Raw genomic sequence first — 19,237 nt, 5'->3', positions numbered from 1 at the left:
TTGTGCGTTTGTTCTACTCTTGCGACTCAATATCAAAAGTCACAACAATTTTGTTTTTACTTACACGAACACGAGGCTCAGACGTCAAAGAAACGTAGTATTTCTCGGACAACTCAGCAAAACTCTGCTCCATTTTTCGAGAAAAGCTGCTGATATCAGCCTTACTCATCTTGAGGCCTCGGTGGTCTTTCATCAGATCAATTTCGCGAGAAACCCCTTCAGGTTCAACAGTGTGGCTGACCTGTGCATACACACTACGCAAAGGCTTAATCTGCTCAGCAATAATTCTATGAGCAGTTCTATCTGACATTGAAAGACCAAGAGACTTACAAACCTCAGAAAGCTCTGTTGCATCCGCTGCGGCCCTGAAGCGCTCGAGAACAGGCACGTTTTCAAAGCCTTCAACAAATAGCAGGTCAGCGATATCAAGCGTCTGGGCAATTCTGCGACGAGCAGTAGCTGCAATCTCTGCAGCAGAGCCCAGCATTACCTCACACGAGCCTTTAACCTCAAGCGCAAAGTCACAGCAGGTACGAATAATGTTATGAGGACCTTTAACGGTTGTTTTGAGTCCGTCCTCATTCAAACCACAGGTTGGCCAAGTAGACTGATCTACTCGCTCGGAAATTTTAGTAGTGTCTACCACAATCTGAATAACAGAACCAAGTCCCGGAGCAGAAGCTACAACCTGGGCTGATTCACAGTTTTCTTTGATGGAATAGAGAGCCATGCCTCGGCCATGAATTCCCCAACGGTCCATGTGCATGCTCTCAAGCTTTGAAGTTACACGAGCTTCAAAGATTTTCTCCTGCATGTCTTTTGGAATACCCTGACCATCATCAAGTATGGTGATAGTTCTGAGCGCACCCTCTTTTGAGGTTGCAACATAAATGTGACGAGCACCAGCATCGCGAGAATTACGTAAGAGCTCGATAACAATATCTTCTACCGAACGGATATCGTGCTTTGCCTGTCTACGCTCTGCTTCTGCTACGCGTAAACGAACGTACCCCGCGCCGAGGGATTCCTCGACACGGAGTGCGCGCTCACCTCCCATGGAGGCGACAAAACCTGTTAAGTCAGTAGAAGTGGCTGCCATAAATTACTTAGCAACATCCACAGCACGAGACTCGCGAATAACAACAACGCGAACCTGTCCTGGATATTCCATCTCATCCTCAATCTGCTTAGCAATATCGTGAGCAAGAACAGTTGCCTCGGAATCGCTAATCATCTGAGGCTCAACCATTACGTGAAGCTCACGGCCAGCCTGCATTGCATACGTACGCTCAACACCCTCATGTGCATTGGAGATAGCCTCAAGCTTCTCAAGGCGCTTGATGTAGTTCTCAGCGGACTCACGACGAGCACCAGGACGTGCAGCAGAAATAGCGTCTGCAGCCATAACAAGCATGTCAAGAACAGTATTTGGCTCAATGTCTGCATGGTGGGCCTCAATGGCGTGAACAATCTCTGGGCGCTCACCATGACGACGAGCAAGATCTGCACCAATTACAGCGTGTGGACCCTCAACCTCGTGGTCAATTGCCTTACCAAGGTCATGAAGCAGACCAGCGCGCTTAGCTGGAGCAGGCTCAAGGCCAAGCTCTTCAGCCATAATGCCGCAAAGTACTGCAACCTGAACAGAGTGAGCAAGAACATTCTGACCGTAAGAAGTACGGTAGCGAAGCTTACCAAGAGTCTTTACGATTTCTGGATGAAGATCGTGAATGCCACAATCAAATGCAGCCTGTTCACCAGCCTCAAGGACACGCTCGTTAACAAGAGCCTCAGCCTTCTTGTAGAGCTCCTCAATACGTGCTGGATGAATACGACCGTCTGCAATGAGGTTCTCAAGTGCAACACGAGCGGTCTCACGGCGGACTGGATCAAAACTTGAAAGAACTACAGTCTCTGGAGTGTCATCAATAACAAGAGAAACACCAGACACCTGCTCGAAGGTACGAATGTTTCTACCCTCACGTCCAATAATCCTACCCTTTAGATCATCAGAGGGGATATGGACGGAAGTTACTGTAATCTCAGAAGCCTGATCTGCAGCGACACGCTGAATAGCGGTAGAAATAATCTCACGTGCAGTTTTATCTGCTTGTGCACGAACGCGCTGCTCAGACTCACGAAGAATCATAGCCTCATCGCGAACACTTTCAGAACGGACTCGAGCCAGAAGCTCATCATGAGCCTCATCTTTTGTAAGAGCTGCAATGCGCTCAAGCTCTTGAGACTGCTGAGAAACAAGAGAATCCAAATCGTTCTTACGACGATCAAGCTGGCCCTGAAGGCTGGAGAGCTGATGCTCACGCTTCTCTAGTGCATCAGTACGGTGATCAAGGGACTCTTCACGTTGAAGAATACGATTCTCCATGCTACGAAGCTCACTCTTACGCTTTTTCTCATCTGCCTCTGCTGCCTGCTTAAGCTGAAGAACTTCTTCTTTAGCCTCAAGAACAGCTTCTTTTTTAACTGTTTCTGCCTGGCGAGCTGCTTCAGAAGCAATACGATCTGCATTAGTCTGAGCATCTTTTAACTGCTGTTCTGCAGTTTTAATCTTTGAATTACTAATGTTAGAGAGTACGCCGTATGCAAGGCCTACTCCCACAAGAAGGCAAACAATGCCTACCGCTGCTAATTCCATACCTACTCCTCAAATGGCGATTACAAAAGTGTTCAGGAGACTTTAGACACAACAGTATCTAAAGAACCCGCCATGAGCAGGGTTCATTGGCTGGTCATGCCACATTCAGAGATAGATCAAATGTATGAGATACCTACTGTATACGTGACGCTGGTTGCCCAGCGGAAATGAGCCTATTCACGGCATATTTATCGTATAGAGCATTGTAACTTTTGTCAATAAATAGCAGGTAGGAAAAGTAAAGTACATCAATACAACAGACTTATAAGCTAAGCAAATATATTCATTCAGATGTGGCGTTTTCATCCAAAATCTTTTTAGCAACAGATGATGCTATAGAAAATGAATATCCCTTTGTGGCGAGAAACCTGACAAGCTTCTCATAATCATTTTTTCCCGACAGGTGTTTTCTCTGGGCCAAAGAATACGCAACTTCAAATTCATCCACATCAGAAAAATAAGCGTCAGGCCATCCAGGGAGCGTCTCAACTTCAATCCCTTTTTTAGAAATTTCAGTTTTAATTTTAAGAGGACCCCAGCCTTGTGAAATTTTAGAACGTATATAGACGTCTGCAAAACGACTGTCATTAATCAAACCAACTTCAACAGCCCTCTGCACTGCAGGGTCTCTTACATTCTTCTGATAGCCATCAAGCATGAGCTTTTTTTGAAGCTCAGCTGTAGAGTAGTCCCTTTTTACAATCAAAGCCTCAATACGAGCTTTAATGCACTGCGTTGAAATCTCTTTTAACTCATACAGAAACTCATTGCGAGAAGAAGGTATAAAAACACCATCTTTCTCTTTGTTCTGAAGAGCACGAGCTACTGTTGGAGGGACAAAGAATTCCTCCTTCCCTCCAATTTCAGTTTCTAAAAGTATCTTTGCTTTAGGCTTTGCCTGACCTAGAACTGCCTGTTTCTTTTTTGGAAGCTCAATCGTCCAAGAAATTTCTGACATTATTCAGCAGAATCTTCCGTTGCAACCGGAGTGCCAACTTCAGAATCTTCATCAAATAAAAGGCCACAAGCAACTCGTACTTTGTGATCAATCTCTTCCATGAGATCTGGATTGGCAGTAAGGAAAGATTTAGCTGCTTCTCTACCCTGGCCAAGACGCTCACCCTCATAGGTGAACCAAGCTCCAGACTTGTTGACAATCTCAAAATCAACAGCCATATCAAGAATGGAGCCCTCTTTGGAGATGCCTTGACCGTACATAATGTCAAACTCAGCAACCTTAAAAGGCGGAGCAACCTTGTTCTTTACAACCTTAACGCGAACACGGTTACCAACGTTTTCTCCGTTAACCTTAATGCTGTCAACGCGGCGAATATCCATACGGACAGTAGAGAAGAACTTAAGAGCCCTACCACCAGAAGTGGTCTCTGGGCTTCCAAACATAACGCCAATCTTCTCTCTAAGTTGGTTAATGAAAATACAAAGCGTATTAGACTTTGAAAGAGAGCCAGCTAACTTACGGAGAGCTTGACTCATGAGACGAGCCTGAAGACCAACGCTAGAATCGCCAATCTCTCCCTCAATCTCTGCACGAGGAACAAGAGCAGCAACAGAGTCTACAACTACAACATCAATGGCGCCTGAGCGAACAAGCATGTCACAAATTTCTAGAGCCTGCTCACCAGTATCTGGCTGAGAAATTAAAACATCGTCAATATCAACGCCAATACGAGCCGCATAACCTGGGTCTAGTGCGTGCTCTGCGTCAATAAAGGCAACAACACCACCTAGCGCCTGAGCTTCTGCAAGAATTTCTAGTGAAAGTGTTGTCTTACCAGAGGACTCTGGGCCATAAATCTCTACGATACGGCCGCGAGGAACGCCGCCAATACCCAAAGCTGCATCAAGAGCAAGTGAGCCAGTTGGAATAGCTTGAATATCAAAGGCAGGACCACCCTCACCTAAACGCATAATAGCGCCTGCACCAAATTTCTTCTCAATCTCTGCAGTGGTTGAAGAGATAACCTCATCTCTCTCATCACCAGTAGTACGAGCTTTAATCTCTTTTGAAACTGACTTTTTAGCCATGGATACTCCTTGCTCTTTTTGTTACTAGAATAATATAAGAACAGACGTTCTATGTCAACGTCAAACATATACTCTATAGAGGGATTTTGTCTGAATTCTTACCTCTATTTTTCAGCTCTTGAACAGCTTATTTCTTCTTAATTGCAAATTTGACTGTATAAGTCCTGCATAGCCGCAGAAATTAAGAGACTCAAAACAAACTAGTTTTGAGCTTCCCTATTAAAATCGGGTTTTAAGCCTTCACAATAGCTTCATGAATTAATTGTAAAGCCTGCAAAACAGCAGCTTCTCGCACCTGTTCTCTATTGCCAGAAAAATATTTGCAGACTGTATGGGTAAAGTTTTTGCTGTTAATACCAAACCAAACTGTTCCAACTGGTTTACCAGGCTCTTCTCCTGTTGGGCCAGCTATTCCTGTAACGGAAACTGCAATATCTGATCCAATAACGTCTCTAACGCCTGAAGCCATTTGAGCTGCGCAGGGCTCAGAAACAGCACCAAGGGACGGTTCATCAAAAATGTCTTTTGAAACGCCTAATACCTTTTGTTTAATCTCAATGGTATAGCTTACAACAGAGCCCTTAAGTACGCTTGATGATCCAGAGATGGCTGTAAGAGCGCCTGCAACAAGTCCTCCCGTACAAGACTCGGCAGAAGCTACGGTAATACCTGATGCAAGGGCATCTGAAATAACACTTTGAGCTTCTTTGAGAACTTCTTCAGAGAACATGGTCTTCCTTACTTTTAATAAGATTTGATACAAAAGCGGCGCCTCAGAGAGACGCCATCTTGTTAAACTTCAGCAATGTATTGCCACGACTTTACAAAGTAGTCAATTCCTGACCAGGCTGTTAGAACTACTGCAACCCACATAGATGCGTTGAAGATAAAGAGCAAAACATCCTGAATCATTCCACCAGGAATACTTGGCAAGAAGAGTAAACCGCAGATAGCAACCATAGTTGTTGCAGTCTTCCACTTACCCAAGTCAGAAGCTGCAATAACAACTCCCTTTGAAGCAACAACCATTCTAAGACCCGATACCAAAAACTCACGTGCAACAATCACTAAGAGCACCCAAGGAGAAACCATATGCCACTCTAGAAGTACAAAAAGAGCTACAACAACAGCGAGTTTATCGGCAATTGGATCTAAGAACTTGCCAAAGGTAGTAACTTCATTTCTACTACGGGCAAGGTAACCATCAAGCTTATCGGTCAAAGAAATGACAACATAGCCGATAAAAACAAGAAAAGCTCCAAGTTTAAAACCAGGTGTTGTCAGAGAATCTGCCAGAGATACACCTAAAAGCTGCGCCAAGAGAAGCCAAAAGGGCACTAAGACCACACGAGCACAGGTAACAATATTTGCAGGTGTCCAAATTGTCTTTGATGACATGACCTATCCCCAACTAAACGGTTTTCTCGCCAGACTGTGTGTCTGTAGTGTCTACAATTTCGCCAATCATTTCATAGCAGAAAGAATCTACCAGGTCACAAAGGACAATATCTCCGACTGCGGCCTCTCCCTCTGCAATGTGAACAGCGCCATCACAGTCTGGAGCCTGGAACCACGTGTGGCCAATAAGCTCAGTGCCTTCGTCGGATTCTTCAATTCCGTCGATAATGACCTCGCAGCGCTCGCCAACGTGACGGGCAGTTGCCGCAAAGCCAAGCTGCTCTACAAGGTCAAGCAAGCGCTGAGTACGCTCAATTTTTACCTCGTCTGGAACCTGATCAGACATCTTTGCGCCCAGAGTTCCCTCTTCTGGCGAATAGGTAAAGACGGAAGTGTAATCAAACTCCTGCTCCTGAATAAAGTCGTAGAGCTCATCTGATTCATCATCTGTCTCGCCTGGGAAGCCACACATTCCCGTAGTTCGAAGAACCATGCCAGGAATCTCAGTTCTGAGGCGATCAAAAAGCTCACGAAGCTCCTGTGTAGAGCCAGAACGACCCATGCGCTTAAGAATGCGCTCGTTGCAGTGCTGAATTGGAATATCAATGTAAGGAAGAACCTCAGGTGTATCGCGAATAGTGCTGATGAGCTCATCGGTCATACCTTCTGGCTGCAGATACAAAACGCGAATCCATCCCTTATAAGGACGAACTACCTCAGCAACCTGCTGCATAAGCTTGGCAAGCGTTGGAGTCTGACCATCTGCTGTATCAGGCATATCCGAGCCCCAGATACCGGTGTCCTGGCCAATCAGGATGACCTCACGAACACCACCTTCCATCAGCTCATGTACCTCTTGAAGAATCTCTTCAGCAGGCCTTGAGTGATAGTGACCACGAATGTACGGAATGGCGCAGAAGGCACAGAATCTATCACAGCCCTCGGAAATCTTTACAAATGCACTGGCGCCATCAATGGTGCGCAGCATTCCATGGGCAGCAACAATTGACTGCGTAGGCTCAGGGATATTCAGAACGTCTGCAACAACGCTGACAATACCATCTTCTTGATCTGCCGGAACAAACGCAGCAACTTCAGGAAGCTGCTCGTTAAGCTCTGCGCCGTACCTGGAAGGAACGCAGCCACACATAATAATGGGCAGCTTGCGCACTCCCTCAGAAGCGCCCTCAGCAATCTCAAGGGTAGCTTCAATGGACTCCTCTGTTGCTGAAGCCAAGAATGAGCAGGTGTTGATAATTGCAACGTCTGCCGACTCTGGATCTGCAACTTCACCAAAACCAGAGGCCAAAAGACGCGCACGCATGCGGTCTGTATCAACCTCGTTTTTAGCGCATCCTAACGTGATGTATAGGACGTTATAGCCCCTATCGATAGTTGTTGAACTGGAGGGGCTGGCCATAGTCTTTCTCCTTAAGGCTTGCAATCACAGACTGAAGAACATCGCGAGAAGCGCTAGAAACACGCAGCTTATCGCCCTCAACGGTTGCCTTAGCCTTAATTTTCATATCACGAATATCTTTAGCGATCTTCTTGGCAGTCTCCTGGTCAATTCCAGAAACAATTGAGCCAATCTGACGCACGGTAGAGCCTGCTGCAGGAATGGGGTCTCCCCAACGAATAGCAGTAAGATCAATTCCGCGCTTTACCAGCTTGGAGCCAAGAACATCCCTAACCTGAGATGCAACAAAATCTGCAGGAGCCTCAATAGTGAACTTACCCTCTTTCTTTGAGAGCTCAAGTGTTGCACCAGAATCCTTAAGATCGTAGCGCTGAGTTAGCTCACGGGCTGCCTGCTGAAATGCATTATCAACTTCCATCATGTCTACTTCAGACACAACGTCAAAGCTTGATTCTTTAGCCATTTCCCCTCCATAGTACCTGGGCGAGAAGAACTTCTCGCCCTATGGCGTTTAGTTATTTGAATTGCTGTTGGAATTCTGGTTGTTAGTTGCACCAGTAGTTCCATTGGTTGTACTTGTTGACGTGCTGTTTGTTTGCGTTCCAGAAGCATTTGCTGCAGTACCATCAGCAGGCTTAGTACCCTGAATGGTCAAGGTGCCAATGCCAGAAGCATTTGCGTCAAATGGCTTAGCAGTGCCATTAACGGTAACCGCAACAGCGCCAGGAGTACCTGCAAGAACAGTCATAGAGTCAGTGACGGTGTATGTCTGAGACCATGGGCCGGTAATAGCATCAGCCTCAACACTCTTGCCGTCAACGGTAATCTCAACCCAGCTGGTCTGACCATCTGCAACAGTAACCACTACGGTAGTCTGCTTAGGAGTTTCTTCCTTCTTTGGCTCTGTTGTAGTGGTGCTCTTAGAAGCATCAGTAGAATCCTTCTTAGAGGTGTCCGTGTTGCCGTTGGTGGTAGTGGAATTCTTAGAAGAATCAGTTGTTGAATTATTAACGCTTACTGTCTTTGTTGTAGTAGGCGTGGTTCGTGCGGTCATGCAGGAACGAACACTGAACAGCAAAACGGCAGTAATAATCACAACAACAAGAGCAAATACGGTGGCAATGGTGCGGCCCGTGTCAGAGAAATAATTCTGAAGCGCTCCTATAACGCCTGGTCTTTGAGGAGCGCGACGTTGCTGAGCAGCAGCGCTAGATGGTTGGCGACGGCGAACATTAGGCCTGTCTACCTGCGCAATGTTTCTTGAACCACGGCGGCCAGAAATGGTTGATGCACGCTCGTAAGGAGCAGTTACATTGTCATAACGAAGGTCATCGGTGTAATCGCTTGGAGCAACAGTTCTTCTGGTTACATCGTCTTTGTAAGCTGGAATGCTAACGCCTGCAATACCCACACGCTTGCGCTGAACGCCACCGCGCGTACGACTTGCCATGGTTTTCTGACGAGAAGCCTCTTCAATACCTGCATTGTACGCATGACCTGTGGCATAGCGAGAATACGAGTAGCCGCCAGCATCCTCCTCAGATGCCTGAGCACCCAGAGGCACACCGGTTTGCCTGGAGCGAACACCAGACGTGGTTGCAAATGCACCCATATCGCCAGCTGGTCCTCCCGATGTGGGGAGAAGACCGTGGTACTGTACGTACGCCTTTGGCCTACTACCAGACTCGTTTACAACGTCATAGCCAGCAATGCCACGACCAGACTGAGTATCGCGGGTACGACGGCGAAGCTCATGGGAATAGGTACCGTTTTCAAACTCGTAACTCTCTTCCTGGAAGAGGTCAACAATCTCACGCGGATTGAGTCCCAGGTAGCGAGCATACGAAGAGAGCATGCCCTGAGCATAACCGCTCTGAGGCATATTCGTAAAATCGCCTTCCTCAAAAGCAATAAGTGCCTGCTCCTTGAGGCGAAGAATCTTTGATGCTTGAGTGATAGAAAGCCCGAGCTGACGTCTACGTTCTACGAGCATCTCACTAAAACGAGGGCGTGGCATGCTTACTCTACCTCCCTATAGGCAGCGTCTTGAACTTTGAGCTCTTCAAGAGCATCTTTATCGATAAGAACTTCTCGAGGCTTTGATCCGTTAGCTGGGCCAACAACACCTTTTGCCTCAAGCATATCCATAATTCTACCAGCACGAGCATACCCAACAGAGAGTGCTCTTTGCAAACTAGATGTAGAACCTAGCTGAGAATCCACAATAATGCGTGCAGCTTCCCAAATAAGTGGGTCATCTGCCTGCGCCATACCACCAACTCCGCCAGCGCCATCGGCCTGTGTTGGAGTTGCAACGGTCAAGATATTGTCATGATATTCGGCCACGCGCTGAGTGCGGATGTACTTAACGGTCTCCTCGATCTCCTCGTCAGAGACCCAGCAACCCTGAGCGCGATTAGGCTTCTTACCACGAAGTTTAACCAGCATGTCACCTTTACCCAGCAGCTGCTCAGCGCCCTTTTGGTCCAGAATAATGCGGGAGTTCAAAGAGTTATCAACTGAGAGCGCAACACGGTTATCGATGTTTGCACGGATTAGACCAGTTACAACGTCTGCAGAAGGACGCTGCGTTGCAACAATCAGGTGAATACCTGCAGCACGACCAAGCTGAGCAATACGGACAATGGAAGACTCAACGTCTTTGCCAGCAACCATCATGAGGTCAGCAAGCTCGTCGATGACAATAACAAAGTACGGCATGTGCTTTGGAGGATTCTCCATATCAGCGTACTTATCGCCATCAACATTTCTGTTATACGTCTTAATGTCACGCACTTTGTAGTGCTCAAATACCTTAAGGCGACGCTCCATCTCGGTGACGCCCCACTGAAGCGCACTTGCCGCCTGCCTTGGCTCGGTAACAACTGGAACATACAGATGAGGAAGGCCGGCGTAACCCGTAAACTCAACGCGCTTTGGGTCAACCATAATAAGGCGAACCTGCTCAGGAGTTGCGCGCATGAGCATAGACATGACAATGGCGTTGAGCAGGACGGACTTACCAGAACCAGTGGTACCTGCTACCAGCAAGTGAGGAAGACTTGCAAGGTCAACAACAATTGGCTTGCCCTCAGAATCACGACCAAAGGCGCACTCAAGAGGACCACCCTTTGCAAACGGAAGAACGTCAGCCAAATTGACTGCCTGGGCTTTCTCATTAGGAATCTCAATACCAACTAGAGAAGTTCCAGGAATTGGTGCAAAAATACGAACAGACTTTGCCGCAAGTGAAAGCGCAATATCGTCCTCAAGATTGGTGATCTTGTTGACGCGCTCGCCCTCGCCCATCGAAATCTTAAACGTAGTGACAGAAGGACCCGCAGTCCAACCAACTACCTGGCTCGAAAGGCCAAACTCCTCAAGCGTAGCCTGGAGTCTCTGAGCAGTAGCTTCAAGCTCATCATCGCTTACGGCAGAAGTAGCCGAGTTCTTGTTTGACTTTAGGATGCTAAATGGTGGCAGCTCATACGACTCATCGTCATCGCCAGGCCTTTTGAGCTGGTCCGGTGTGGCGAGAAAATCGGGCGTCGTTTTAGCCTTGCTCTTAGGTTTAGCCTGTTTTGTTGTAGGAGCAACATCAGCTACAGCAACATCGTTTTTCTCGACAACTGCATCATCTGGCTGGTCTTTCTTCTTAGAACGAAGCTTATTCTTAGCCTTATCAATGAGCGTAGTTGGAGCATCTCCTGCATCCTCTTGCGCCTCTTCTTCCTCGTAAAGACGGGCATCACGCTTAATGACAGAAGTCTTGCGATTGCCCAGATACGTGGTCTCCCCTTCACCAGTCTCGTCAAAGAGAGAAGACTGGTTGTTTGCGCCACGTCTACCCTGCTTCTTTGCAGGCTGTGGAGCATTTGCAGCGTAGAGCGCCTCTTCTTTTGCAAGAGCACGTTCTTCTTTGCGATAGCGATGATTCTCGCGCGCTTCATCCAGGCGGAAGCTTACGCGCTCAACCATGTCAGAAATGGAGAAGCCGCAGATAACAACACCGGCAATAATAAAGCCAACCAAAAGGACATTGCCCACCACGCGGCCAACAAAGCGCAGCAAAACCCAAGCGATACCTCCACCCACATAACCGCCGGCAGCCTCTAGGACTTTTGTGCCCAGAAGCATATCTGGAGCAGCCTCGGCACCTGGGAAGTTAAGTGAAATAAGAGCAAGTGCTGCAAGAACGTCAAGCGTAAGACCAATAGCAATACGTGTAGAAATTCCCTGATCATCACGCATAAAGAAGGTCATAGCAAAGACAAATACTGCAATGGGAAAAAGTAGCGCTCCCGTACCAAAACAGAGCTTGAGCCCATGACCCATTGCGCTGGTAATAACAGCGTTAGAAGGGACAATAATGGACAAAAACAGAGCAATTGCAACCACTGCAAGAACAACACCAATGATATCGTTCTGCAGTGGGCTCAAGCCTACTGCCTGGGCAGAAGCGGAGTTTCTAGAATTTCTTTTTGCTGCGTTTGAGGTGCGTTTAGAGGGCATTGGGCTTATACCTCCATAATGACCGGAATAACCATTGGTCGAGTACGAGTTTTGCTCCAAAGGAAGTTAGAAAGGGCATTGCGTACGCTCTTTCTCATTGCTTCAATGTTTGCACCTTCGGATTTAGAGGCCTTCTCGATTGAATTTCTCACAAGATTCTGTGCGTCATTCATAAGCTCGTCATCGTCGGCAAATGAAACACCACGGCCAGAAATCTCAACAACACCAGGCTTAAGGTTGCGACCAACAAGGGTTACCACAGCGGTAACAATGCCGTCCTGAGAAAGGCGCTGACGGTCACGAAGAACAACAGGGTTAGCGTCGGTGACAGAGAGGCCGTCAACGTACACTACGCCAGACTCAACCGTCTTACCGCGAGTAACCTTGCCGTTTCTCATCTCAAGCGTGTCGCCGTTATCAAGAATGAAAATGCGATTAGCAGGAACGCCCATCTGCTGAGCAAGTTCTGCGTGAGCACGCAGGTGAACAGCCTCACCATGAACAGGCATGAAGTTCTTTGGACGAGCCATACCAAGCATAAGCTTGAGCTCTTCCTGGCTACCATGGCCAGAAACGTGGACAAGTGCCTTTGACTTGTCGTAAATTTCACAACCAATCTTAGAGAGTGCGTTGATGATGGATTGAACGCTCTTCTCGTTACCTGGAACAGGAGTTGCAGAGATGATTACGGTGTCCTGAGGACGAATGGAAAGCGACTTGTGCTCTCCGTTTGCCATGCGTGCTAAAGCACTCAGAGGCTCTCCCTGGGAACCGGTGCACAGAACAACAATGCGATCATCTGCGAGTTTATCAACATCGTACGCATCAATGATGTCTTTGTCTGCGATATTGAGATAACCAAGCTCACGCGCTACCTTTGTGTTGGTAATCATAGAGCGACCGGTAACAACAACCTTACGCTTTACCGCAACAGAGGCATCGCACACCTGCTGCAGGCGGTGAATGTGGCTTGAGAACGACGCAACAAAGACGCGACCAGTTGCATTCTTAATGATGTGACGAAGCGCCGCACCAACAGAAGCCTCGGATGGAGTCATACCGGGGCGATTAGCGTTAGTTGAGTCAGACAACAGCAGGTCAAGACCCTCGGAGCCAAACTTGGTGATAGCCGCATAATTTGGACGCACGCCATCAATTGGAGTCTGATCAAGCTTAAAGTCACCAGAGTGAATAAGGGTTCCTGCAGGAGTCTTCATATGAATACCAAAAGCTGCAGGAATAGAGTGAGTCATCGAGAAGAACGTGATGTCAAAGGCGCCAAGCTGGACCTTTGAGCCATCAGTAACCTCACGAAGCTTGGTGCCCACAATCTTGTGCTCAGCAAGCTTGCCTTCAATAAAGCCAAGCGAGAGCTTGCTGGAATAGATTGGCACCTTACGAGTAAGGTCCATAAGCAGGTACGGAAGAGCACCAATGTGATCCTCGTGACCGTGGGTAATCAAAATACCGCGAAGCTTATCTTCATTTTCAAGTACATAGGTGTAGTCTGGCAAAACTAGGTCAATACCAGGCTGTTCGTCATCTGGGAACATCAAACCAGCATCAACAAGCACCATATCATTACCGTATTCAAAAACGGTCATGTTCTTGCCAATGCCATCAAGTCCGCCCATAGGAATGACTTTAAGAGCTGGGTCTTTTTTAGGCATTAAAACGCTTTCCTTTCAAAAACTTTCTATGACAGACGCAACCCAAATGGCCGTCTATAAGACTTTTTGCAAAATCTACATGTTGTTTAATTATATAAAAAATCTGCACGTATTACGCTATATATTCCCAAAGAATCAAAATCTCAACAGAATAACAAGAGAGCTCCGACATGCATCGAAGCTCTCTTCAATACCTCATGTTTTATAAGACCTCGCGTGACGAGAAACCCATTGAGTTTGAGTGTGCCTTATGCGTCGTGGTGACGACGTGGCTGGCGACGCTCAGAGTTGCCGTTGTCGTTCTGACGACGTGGACGACGCTCCTCGCGCTCCTTCTTTGGAGCGCCCTGTGGTGCCTCTGGCTTATCAAGACGGTCAAGAGAAATCTTGCCCTTCTCGTCTACCTCAAGGACCTGAACCTTAACCTCGTCGCCAACAGCCAGGACATCCTCGATCTTCTCGACACGTCCCTGTGCAACGCGGGAAATGTGAAGCAGGCCATCTTTGCCAGGAAGAAGCTCAACAAAGGCGCCGAATGGCTGAAGACCAACTACGCGACCAGTGTACTCCTCGCCTACCTCTGGAACCTTGACGATGGCCTTGATGCGCTCTGCAGCAGCCTCAGCAGCACCATTGGTACCAGCAATAAAGACGGTGCCATCCTCCTGAATGTCAACGGTTGCACCCGTATCCTCCTGGATACCGCGGATAACCTTGCCACCAGAGCCAATGACGTCGCGAATCTTATCGGTTGGGATAGAAAGCGAGATGATTTGTGGAGCGGTCTCTTTGGTCTCAGTACGAGGTGCAGGAATCTGCTCGAGCATCTTGTTCAGAATGAACATACGGCCCTCTTGAGCCTGAAGAAGTGCACTGCGCAGAATCTCTGGAGTAAGACCAGTTGCCTTGTTGTCCATCTGCATTGCGGTAATACCCTTGGTGGTACCGCAGACCTTGAAGTCCATGTCGCCGAGGAAGTCCTCAAGACCCTGGATATCGGTAAGAACAACAGTCTTGCCGTTCTCCTGGATAAGACCCATTGCAACACCAGAAACAGGACGCTTGAGAGGAACGCCTGCATCCATAAGTGAAAGCGTAGAACCGCAGGTAGAAGCCATGGAAGAAGAACCATTGGACTCCATTACCTCAGAGACAACGCGGATGGTGTAAGGGAACTCTTCCTCGGAAGGAATGACAGGCAGAAGTGCGCGCTCTGCAAGAGCTCCGTGACCAATCTCGCGGCGCTTTGGACTGCCCATACGGCCAGTCTCACCGGTGCAGAATGGTGGGAAGTTGTAGTGGTGAATGTAGCGCTTGCCATCCATTGGCTCAATGGTGTCAAGACGCTGCCACTCGTTGAGCATGCCAAGCGTACAAATGGAGAGAACCTGAGTCTGACCACGCTGGAAAAGACCAGAGCCGTGAACAAGTGGCAGGTAATCAGGCTTGACCATGATTGGACGGATCTCGTCTGCAACACGGCCGTCAACACGCTCGCCGGTCTCAACAACCATGACGCGCATAGCGTGCTTCTCAAGACCCTTGAGCTCAACGGCAATAGCGCGGCTCCAAAGCTCCTGCTCCTCCTCGGTGAACTGAGCCTTAATCTCGTCCATCAGGTCAGCAACCTTCTGCATACGGGACTGCTTGTCAGCGTCCTTAAGAGCAGCACTCATCTGGTCATAGTAAGCAAAGATGCGGTCATGGACCTCAGCGATTGGCTCGTCAAGGATGTACTCACGCTTAACGATAGGGCCGTTAACCTCTTCCCACTTAGCAATAAACTTCTTCTGCTCCTCGCAGAAGGCTGCAATTGCTTCCTGACCAAATGCCATAGCGGAGAGCATATCCTCTTCGGAAATCTCATCTGCACCAGCCTCAAGCATGGAAATAAAGGTAGAAGAACCGCCAAGCTCAAGGTCAAGGTCAGAGTGATCACGCTCTTCATAGGTTGGGTTAACCAGGAACTCGCCGGTATCAGCATTGCGGCCAATACGGACGCACGCAAGTGGTCCCTCAAAAGGAACGCCACCAACGGCCAGAGCAGCAGACGCGCCCATGACAGAGATGGTATCGACAGCGTTTACCTGATCAGCAACAAGAGAAGTTGCAACAATTTGAACCTCGTTGCGGAAGCCATCTGGGAAGGACGGACGCAGAGGACGGTCAATCATACGAGCAGTAAGGGTTGCCTTCTCAGATGGACGAGCCTCGCGCTTGAGGTAGCCACCAGGAACGCGACCAACTGCGTACATTTTCTCAATAAAATCAACAGTCAGTGGGAAGAAGTCGTAATCCTTACGCTCCTTGGAAACCACTGCAGTGAGAAGTACGGTGGAATCGCCGCACTTAACGATACAGGCACCAGTTGCCTGCTTTGCGAGCTCACCAGCCTCAAGGGTGTAGTGCTTACCGTAGAGGTCAAATTCGTGAGTTACTTTAGTCATTTCTTTCCTCTTCTATCTCCGTTTGCCCCATTGCAAACGGGCCTCAAACATAAAGGGCGCCAGACGGCGCCCTAAAAAGCCAACTTACTGGATGTTGTCGCGGATACCCAGGGAAGCAATAAGAGTACGGTACTCTTCAATGTCGTTCGACTTGATGTAAGAAAGAAGACGACGACGCTTACCAACGAGCATCAGAAGACCACGACGAGTGTGGAAGTCCTTCTGGTGGGACTTCATGTGGTCGGTGAGCTGACGAATACGCTCAGTAAGAAGAGCAACCTGAACCTGTGCGGAACCGGAGTCCTTCTCGTCCTTGCCGTACTGCTTGATGAGCTCAGCCTTACGATCCTTAGTTACTGCCATAATAAACCGCCTTTCGCGTTGAATACTCCTTGTACTGAGAAGGTAGCCGGCAGTGACTAGCCCCTAAGAACAAGGAAATAACCTACAAGAGGATACCAGTTACTGGTGAACTTTGCTAGTAAAAATACACTTCAGCTAGATACTGAGCAGAAATTCAAATGCTTTGAGTCGCGCTTCAAGATGTGTTGCCGCCCAAATATGTGCGCTGGTGAGCAAAAAGAGCGCAGTTTCTGGAGCAATTTCTGCAACAACAAGCTGGTCAAAGGTAAGTTTCAGAAGCGATGACAACCACGAGAGCTCAAGTGGAGTTACTTCAATGGCGCCCTCAATCTCATGCGCACAACTTCCACACAATGCACCACCAGCAGCTGGCGAGAAGTACGTCAGAGCTTCATCTCCACAGGCAATGCACGATTCCAGCTCAGGACGCCAGCCTTCGTGTGCCAAAACCTTAAACACATAAGCAGCAACAACAAGATCTAAGTGTTTCTCGTCAGCTACTTCTTCGCAGGCTCTGAGAGCCCTAGAAAGCAATGGATAGAGAAACGCGTCTTCGACGCCGTCGATACACGAAAGACGGGCGACTTCACAGATAGCTGACGCGGCTGCTACCTTAGAAAGATCTCCGCGCAGTGATGCGTGCGGCTCAAGCAGCGTTGCCTCGGACAGGATATCAAGCGAGCGACCTTCTGCCAGCAGCACGTCTAGCTCACAAAACAGTTCAACGCGAGCAGCAAAGCGGCCGCCCGGCTTCCTGGCACCCTTTGCGACAGCGCGACGCTCTTCTCCCGAATCGGAGAGCATGGTTAAGATGAGATCTTGCTCAGCGAGTTTTGTTCTATCAAGCACAATTGCTTTAAGACGCGCACTCTTTCTACCAGGCACAACTAGTCCTCAGTTGAGTAGCCCAGGCGCTTAATCTCGTTGGCATCACGTCTCCAGAGAGGCTGAACGCGCACCTGCAGGTCAAGGTAAACCTTGCGACCAAACAGTTTCTCTAGATCTTTTCTAGCCTCAACACCAACGCGCTTAATCATAGAGCCGCCCTGACCAACTACGATGCCCTTTTGTCCTTCTCGCTCAACCAAAATGGTGGCAGAAATAGAGAGGTGTCCATCTGTTGCCACCTCATAGGAATCGCAAACAACGGCTACGGAATGGGGAACTTCTTGACGAAGATTCAACAAGAGCTTCTCGCGAACAAACTCTGCTACCAGGTCTTCTGGCAATGCGTCAGTCTCCATGTCCTCTGGGAACCACATGGGACCCTCAGGAAGATGTTCTGAAACTAGCGCAATAAATGCCTGAATATTGAAGTCTTCTGGAGCAGAAACAACAAGCACATCATCAAAGTGTGCAAGAGCTTGTGCAGCCTCAAGCTGCTCTGTTACTTGCTCTGGAGTTGCAATGTCAGCCTTGGTAATAACCAGCAGCTTAAAGGCGGCATGTGCCTGCTCAACATGATTGGCAACCCATTCATCTCCACGACCAACAGGCTTAGTAGCATCAATCAAAAAAGCAATGACATCAGCGTCATTAAGCTCTCCGAGCGCTGCCTTGTTGAGCTCTTTTCCAAGAGCGTCTTTGGGCTTGTGGAGGCCTGGGGTATCTACAATGACCAGCTGGGAGTTCTCACCGTTTACCACTGCCCTAAAACGACGACGCGTTGTCTGAGCAACAGGACTTGCAATGGCCACCTTCTGGCCCATACATGCGTTTAACAGCGTGGACTTACCAACACTAGGACGACCAACTAGGGCAACAAAACCGCTCCTAAAGGGAGTGGCCTCAGATGTAGTGTTTTCAGAAACTGAATTGGCGGTCATATGTCCTCCAACTTACCAATGAAAAATTGCACGCGAGAAAATCAAAAGTCCTATAAGAGCTGCGGTAATGCTAATACAGCATGAAGCTGCCGCAGCAATATCTTTGGCTTTACCAGCCATAGGATGAAACTCTGGAGAAACCAGATCTACCACGGTTTCTATTGCTGTATTGAGAAGTTCTGTGGTTAAAACCGCACCAATACAAGCAAGGACAAGTGCCCAGCTTACGGCATCCAAGCCAACAAACAATCCCGCCACCACGGTTACTGCAGCAGCAACGGCCATACGACGCAGGTTTGCTTCCTGAGCAAATGCTTGGCGAGCACCCTGTAGTGCAAAGAGAAGGCCGCGCTTAAAGCTTGGATGTCTGCCTTTAGATCCCGGAATCATTACTCGTCAATCCCCTCACGGTGGCGAGTCAATACAACTGGCTCAATAGTCCTATCCGTTGAAAGCAGAGCAACAAGAGCGTCTTCACGAGCTTCCATAATCTCTGCCTCATCATCTTCAATATGGTCATATCCAAGCAGGTGAAGCATGGCATGAACGAGCATAAGCCTAAACTCATCTGCCTCTGTAGTGCCATATTCTTTTGCCTGGCGAGCAATAAAATGAGGAGCCAGAATAATATCGCCCAGCTCACACATCTCACCGGGAGCCAAATCTGGATCATCAGGGCGCTCTACCTCAAGTGAAATAACGTCAGTGGGCGCATTTTTTTCTCGCCACTCAAGGTTTACCTGCTGAATCTCTGCATCACTGACTACAGAAATGGAGACCGTGCAGGGGCGCTCCACGCCCTCTTCAGAGAGTACAAGATTGCAATCGGCTTCAATCTCTTCCACAGAAATTGGCGACTCCACGCCTTCTTCGATCACAATGTCGTACTCGTTAACCAC

General features: G+C 48.3%; 17 protein-coding genes. All 17 read right to left on the bottom strand.

What is annotated here, in order from left to right:
* Window positions 1–13 precede the first annotated feature (13 nt).
* The 17 genes from HMPREF1647_RS00350 to ybeY all read right to left on the bottom strand — a co-directional run bounded on the left by HMPREF1647_RS00350 (window position 14) and on the right by ybeY (window position 19,237).
* Complete coding sequence (locus tag HMPREF1647_RS00350) at window positions 14–1,099, bottom strand: ATP-binding protein (protein ID WP_035431036.1); 1,086 nt, start codon at window positions 1,097–1,099, stop codon at window positions 14–16.
* A 3-nt stretch (window positions 1,100–1,102) separates the two neighbouring features.
* Entirely contained in the window at window positions 1,103–2,656 is a 1,554-nt protein-coding gene (gene rny, locus HMPREF1647_RS00345; RefSeq protein WP_035431032.1) for a ribonuclease Y, read from the bottom strand.
* A gap of 283 nt (window positions 2,657–2,939) precedes the next feature.
* Window positions 2,940–3,614 (bottom strand): regulatory protein RecX, encoded by a 675-nt coding sequence (locus HMPREF1647_RS00340; RefSeq protein ID WP_035431030.1) that lies wholly within the window; start codon window positions 3,612–3,614, stop codon window positions 2,940–2,942.
* Entirely contained in the window at window positions 3,614–4,702 is a 1,089-nt protein-coding gene (gene recA, locus HMPREF1647_RS00335) for a recombinase RecA (RefSeq protein ID WP_035431027.1), read from the bottom strand. The genes HMPREF1647_RS00340 and recA overlap by 1 nt, the downstream gene beginning before the upstream one ends.
* Before the next feature lie 232 nt (window positions 4,703–4,934).
* Window positions 4,935–5,432, bottom strand: coding sequence for a CinA family protein (locus HMPREF1647_RS00330; RefSeq protein WP_035431024.1), 498 nt, complete (start codon window positions 5,430–5,432; stop codon window positions 4,935–4,937).
* Window positions 5,433–5,494: 62 nt separating this feature from the next.
* On the bottom strand, window positions 5,495–6,100 hold the full coding sequence (gene pgsA, locus HMPREF1647_RS00325; RefSeq protein ID WP_035431021.1) for a CDP-diacylglycerol--glycerol-3-phosphate 3-phosphatidyltransferase: 606 nt from the start codon (window positions 6,098–6,100) through the stop codon (window positions 5,495–5,497).
* A gap of 13 nt (window positions 6,101–6,113) precedes the next feature.
* Window positions 6,114–7,520 carry a 30S ribosomal protein S12 methylthiotransferase RimO gene (gene rimO, locus HMPREF1647_RS00320; RefSeq protein ID WP_035431020.1) on the bottom strand — a complete coding sequence of 469 codons (1,407 nt, stop codon included), beginning with the start codon at window positions 7,518–7,520 and terminating at the stop codon, window positions 6,114–6,116.
* A complete protein-coding gene (locus HMPREF1647_RS00315) occupies window positions 7,486–7,983 on the bottom strand; it encodes a YajQ family cyclic di-GMP-binding protein (RefSeq protein ID WP_035431017.1) in 498 nt (165 codons plus the stop codon). The genes rimO and HMPREF1647_RS00315 overlap by 35 nt, the downstream gene beginning before the upstream one ends.
* A gap of 48 nt (window positions 7,984–8,031) precedes the next feature.
* A complete protein-coding gene (locus HMPREF1647_RS00310; protein ID WP_035431015.1) occupies window positions 8,032–9,537 on the bottom strand; it encodes a RodZ domain-containing protein in 1,506 nt (501 codons plus the stop codon).
* A 2-nt stretch (window positions 9,538–9,539) separates the two neighbouring features.
* The gene (locus HMPREF1647_RS00305) at window positions 9,540–12,032 is read right to left on the bottom strand and encodes an FtsK/SpoIIIE family DNA translocase (RefSeq protein WP_035431012.1); all 2,493 of its coding nucleotides are present in this window, start codon (window positions 12,030–12,032) and stop codon (window positions 9,540–9,542) included.
* Window positions 12,033–12,037: 5 nt separating this feature from the next.
* Complete coding sequence (locus HMPREF1647_RS00300; RefSeq protein WP_035431010.1) at window positions 12,038–13,702, bottom strand: ribonuclease J; 1,665 nt, start codon at window positions 13,700–13,702, stop codon at window positions 12,038–12,040.
* 248 nt (window positions 13,703–13,950) lie between these two features.
* Window positions 13,951–16,149 carry a polyribonucleotide nucleotidyltransferase gene (locus tag HMPREF1647_RS00295; RefSeq protein WP_035431008.1) on the bottom strand — a complete coding sequence of 733 codons (2,199 nt, stop codon included), beginning with the start codon at window positions 16,147–16,149 and terminating at the stop codon, window positions 13,951–13,953.
* Window positions 16,150–16,233: 84 nt separating this feature from the next.
* Window positions 16,234–16,512, bottom strand: coding sequence for a 30S ribosomal protein S15 (rpsO, locus tag HMPREF1647_RS00290; protein ID WP_035427641.1), 279 nt, complete (start codon window positions 16,510–16,512; stop codon window positions 16,234–16,236).
* A gap of 135 nt (window positions 16,513–16,647) precedes the next feature.
* Complete coding sequence (gene recO, locus HMPREF1647_RS00285) at window positions 16,648–17,397, bottom strand: DNA repair protein RecO (RefSeq protein WP_035431005.1); 750 nt, start codon at window positions 17,395–17,397, stop codon at window positions 16,648–16,650.
* A 2-nt stretch (window positions 17,398–17,399) separates the two neighbouring features.
* Window positions 17,400–18,338, bottom strand: a complete 939-nt coding sequence (gene era / locus HMPREF1647_RS00280) for a GTPase Era (protein WP_035431002.1) — start codon at window positions 18,336–18,338, stop codon at window positions 17,400–17,402.
* Between the two features lie 12 nt (window positions 18,339–18,350).
* Window positions 18,351–18,728 (bottom strand): diacylglycerol kinase family protein, encoded by a 378-nt coding sequence (locus tag HMPREF1647_RS00275; RefSeq protein ID WP_035431001.1) that lies wholly within the window; start codon window positions 18,726–18,728, stop codon window positions 18,351–18,353.
* Window positions 18,728–19,237: an rRNA maturation RNase YbeY gene (ybeY, locus tag HMPREF1647_RS00270; RefSeq protein ID WP_035430998.1), complete on the bottom strand. Its 510-nt coding sequence runs from the start codon at window positions 19,235–19,237 to the stop codon at window positions 18,728–18,730. The genes HMPREF1647_RS00275 and ybeY overlap by 1 nt, the downstream gene beginning before the upstream one ends.

The organism is Lancefieldella parvula DNF00906 (genome assembly GCF_000758945.1).
Lineage (GTDB): Bacteria > Actinomycetota > Coriobacteriia > Coriobacteriales > Atopobiaceae > Lancefieldella > Lancefieldella parvula_C.
Note: the sequence above shows the minus strand (reverse complement) of the source record. Positions and strands in the feature narration are given on the sequence as shown.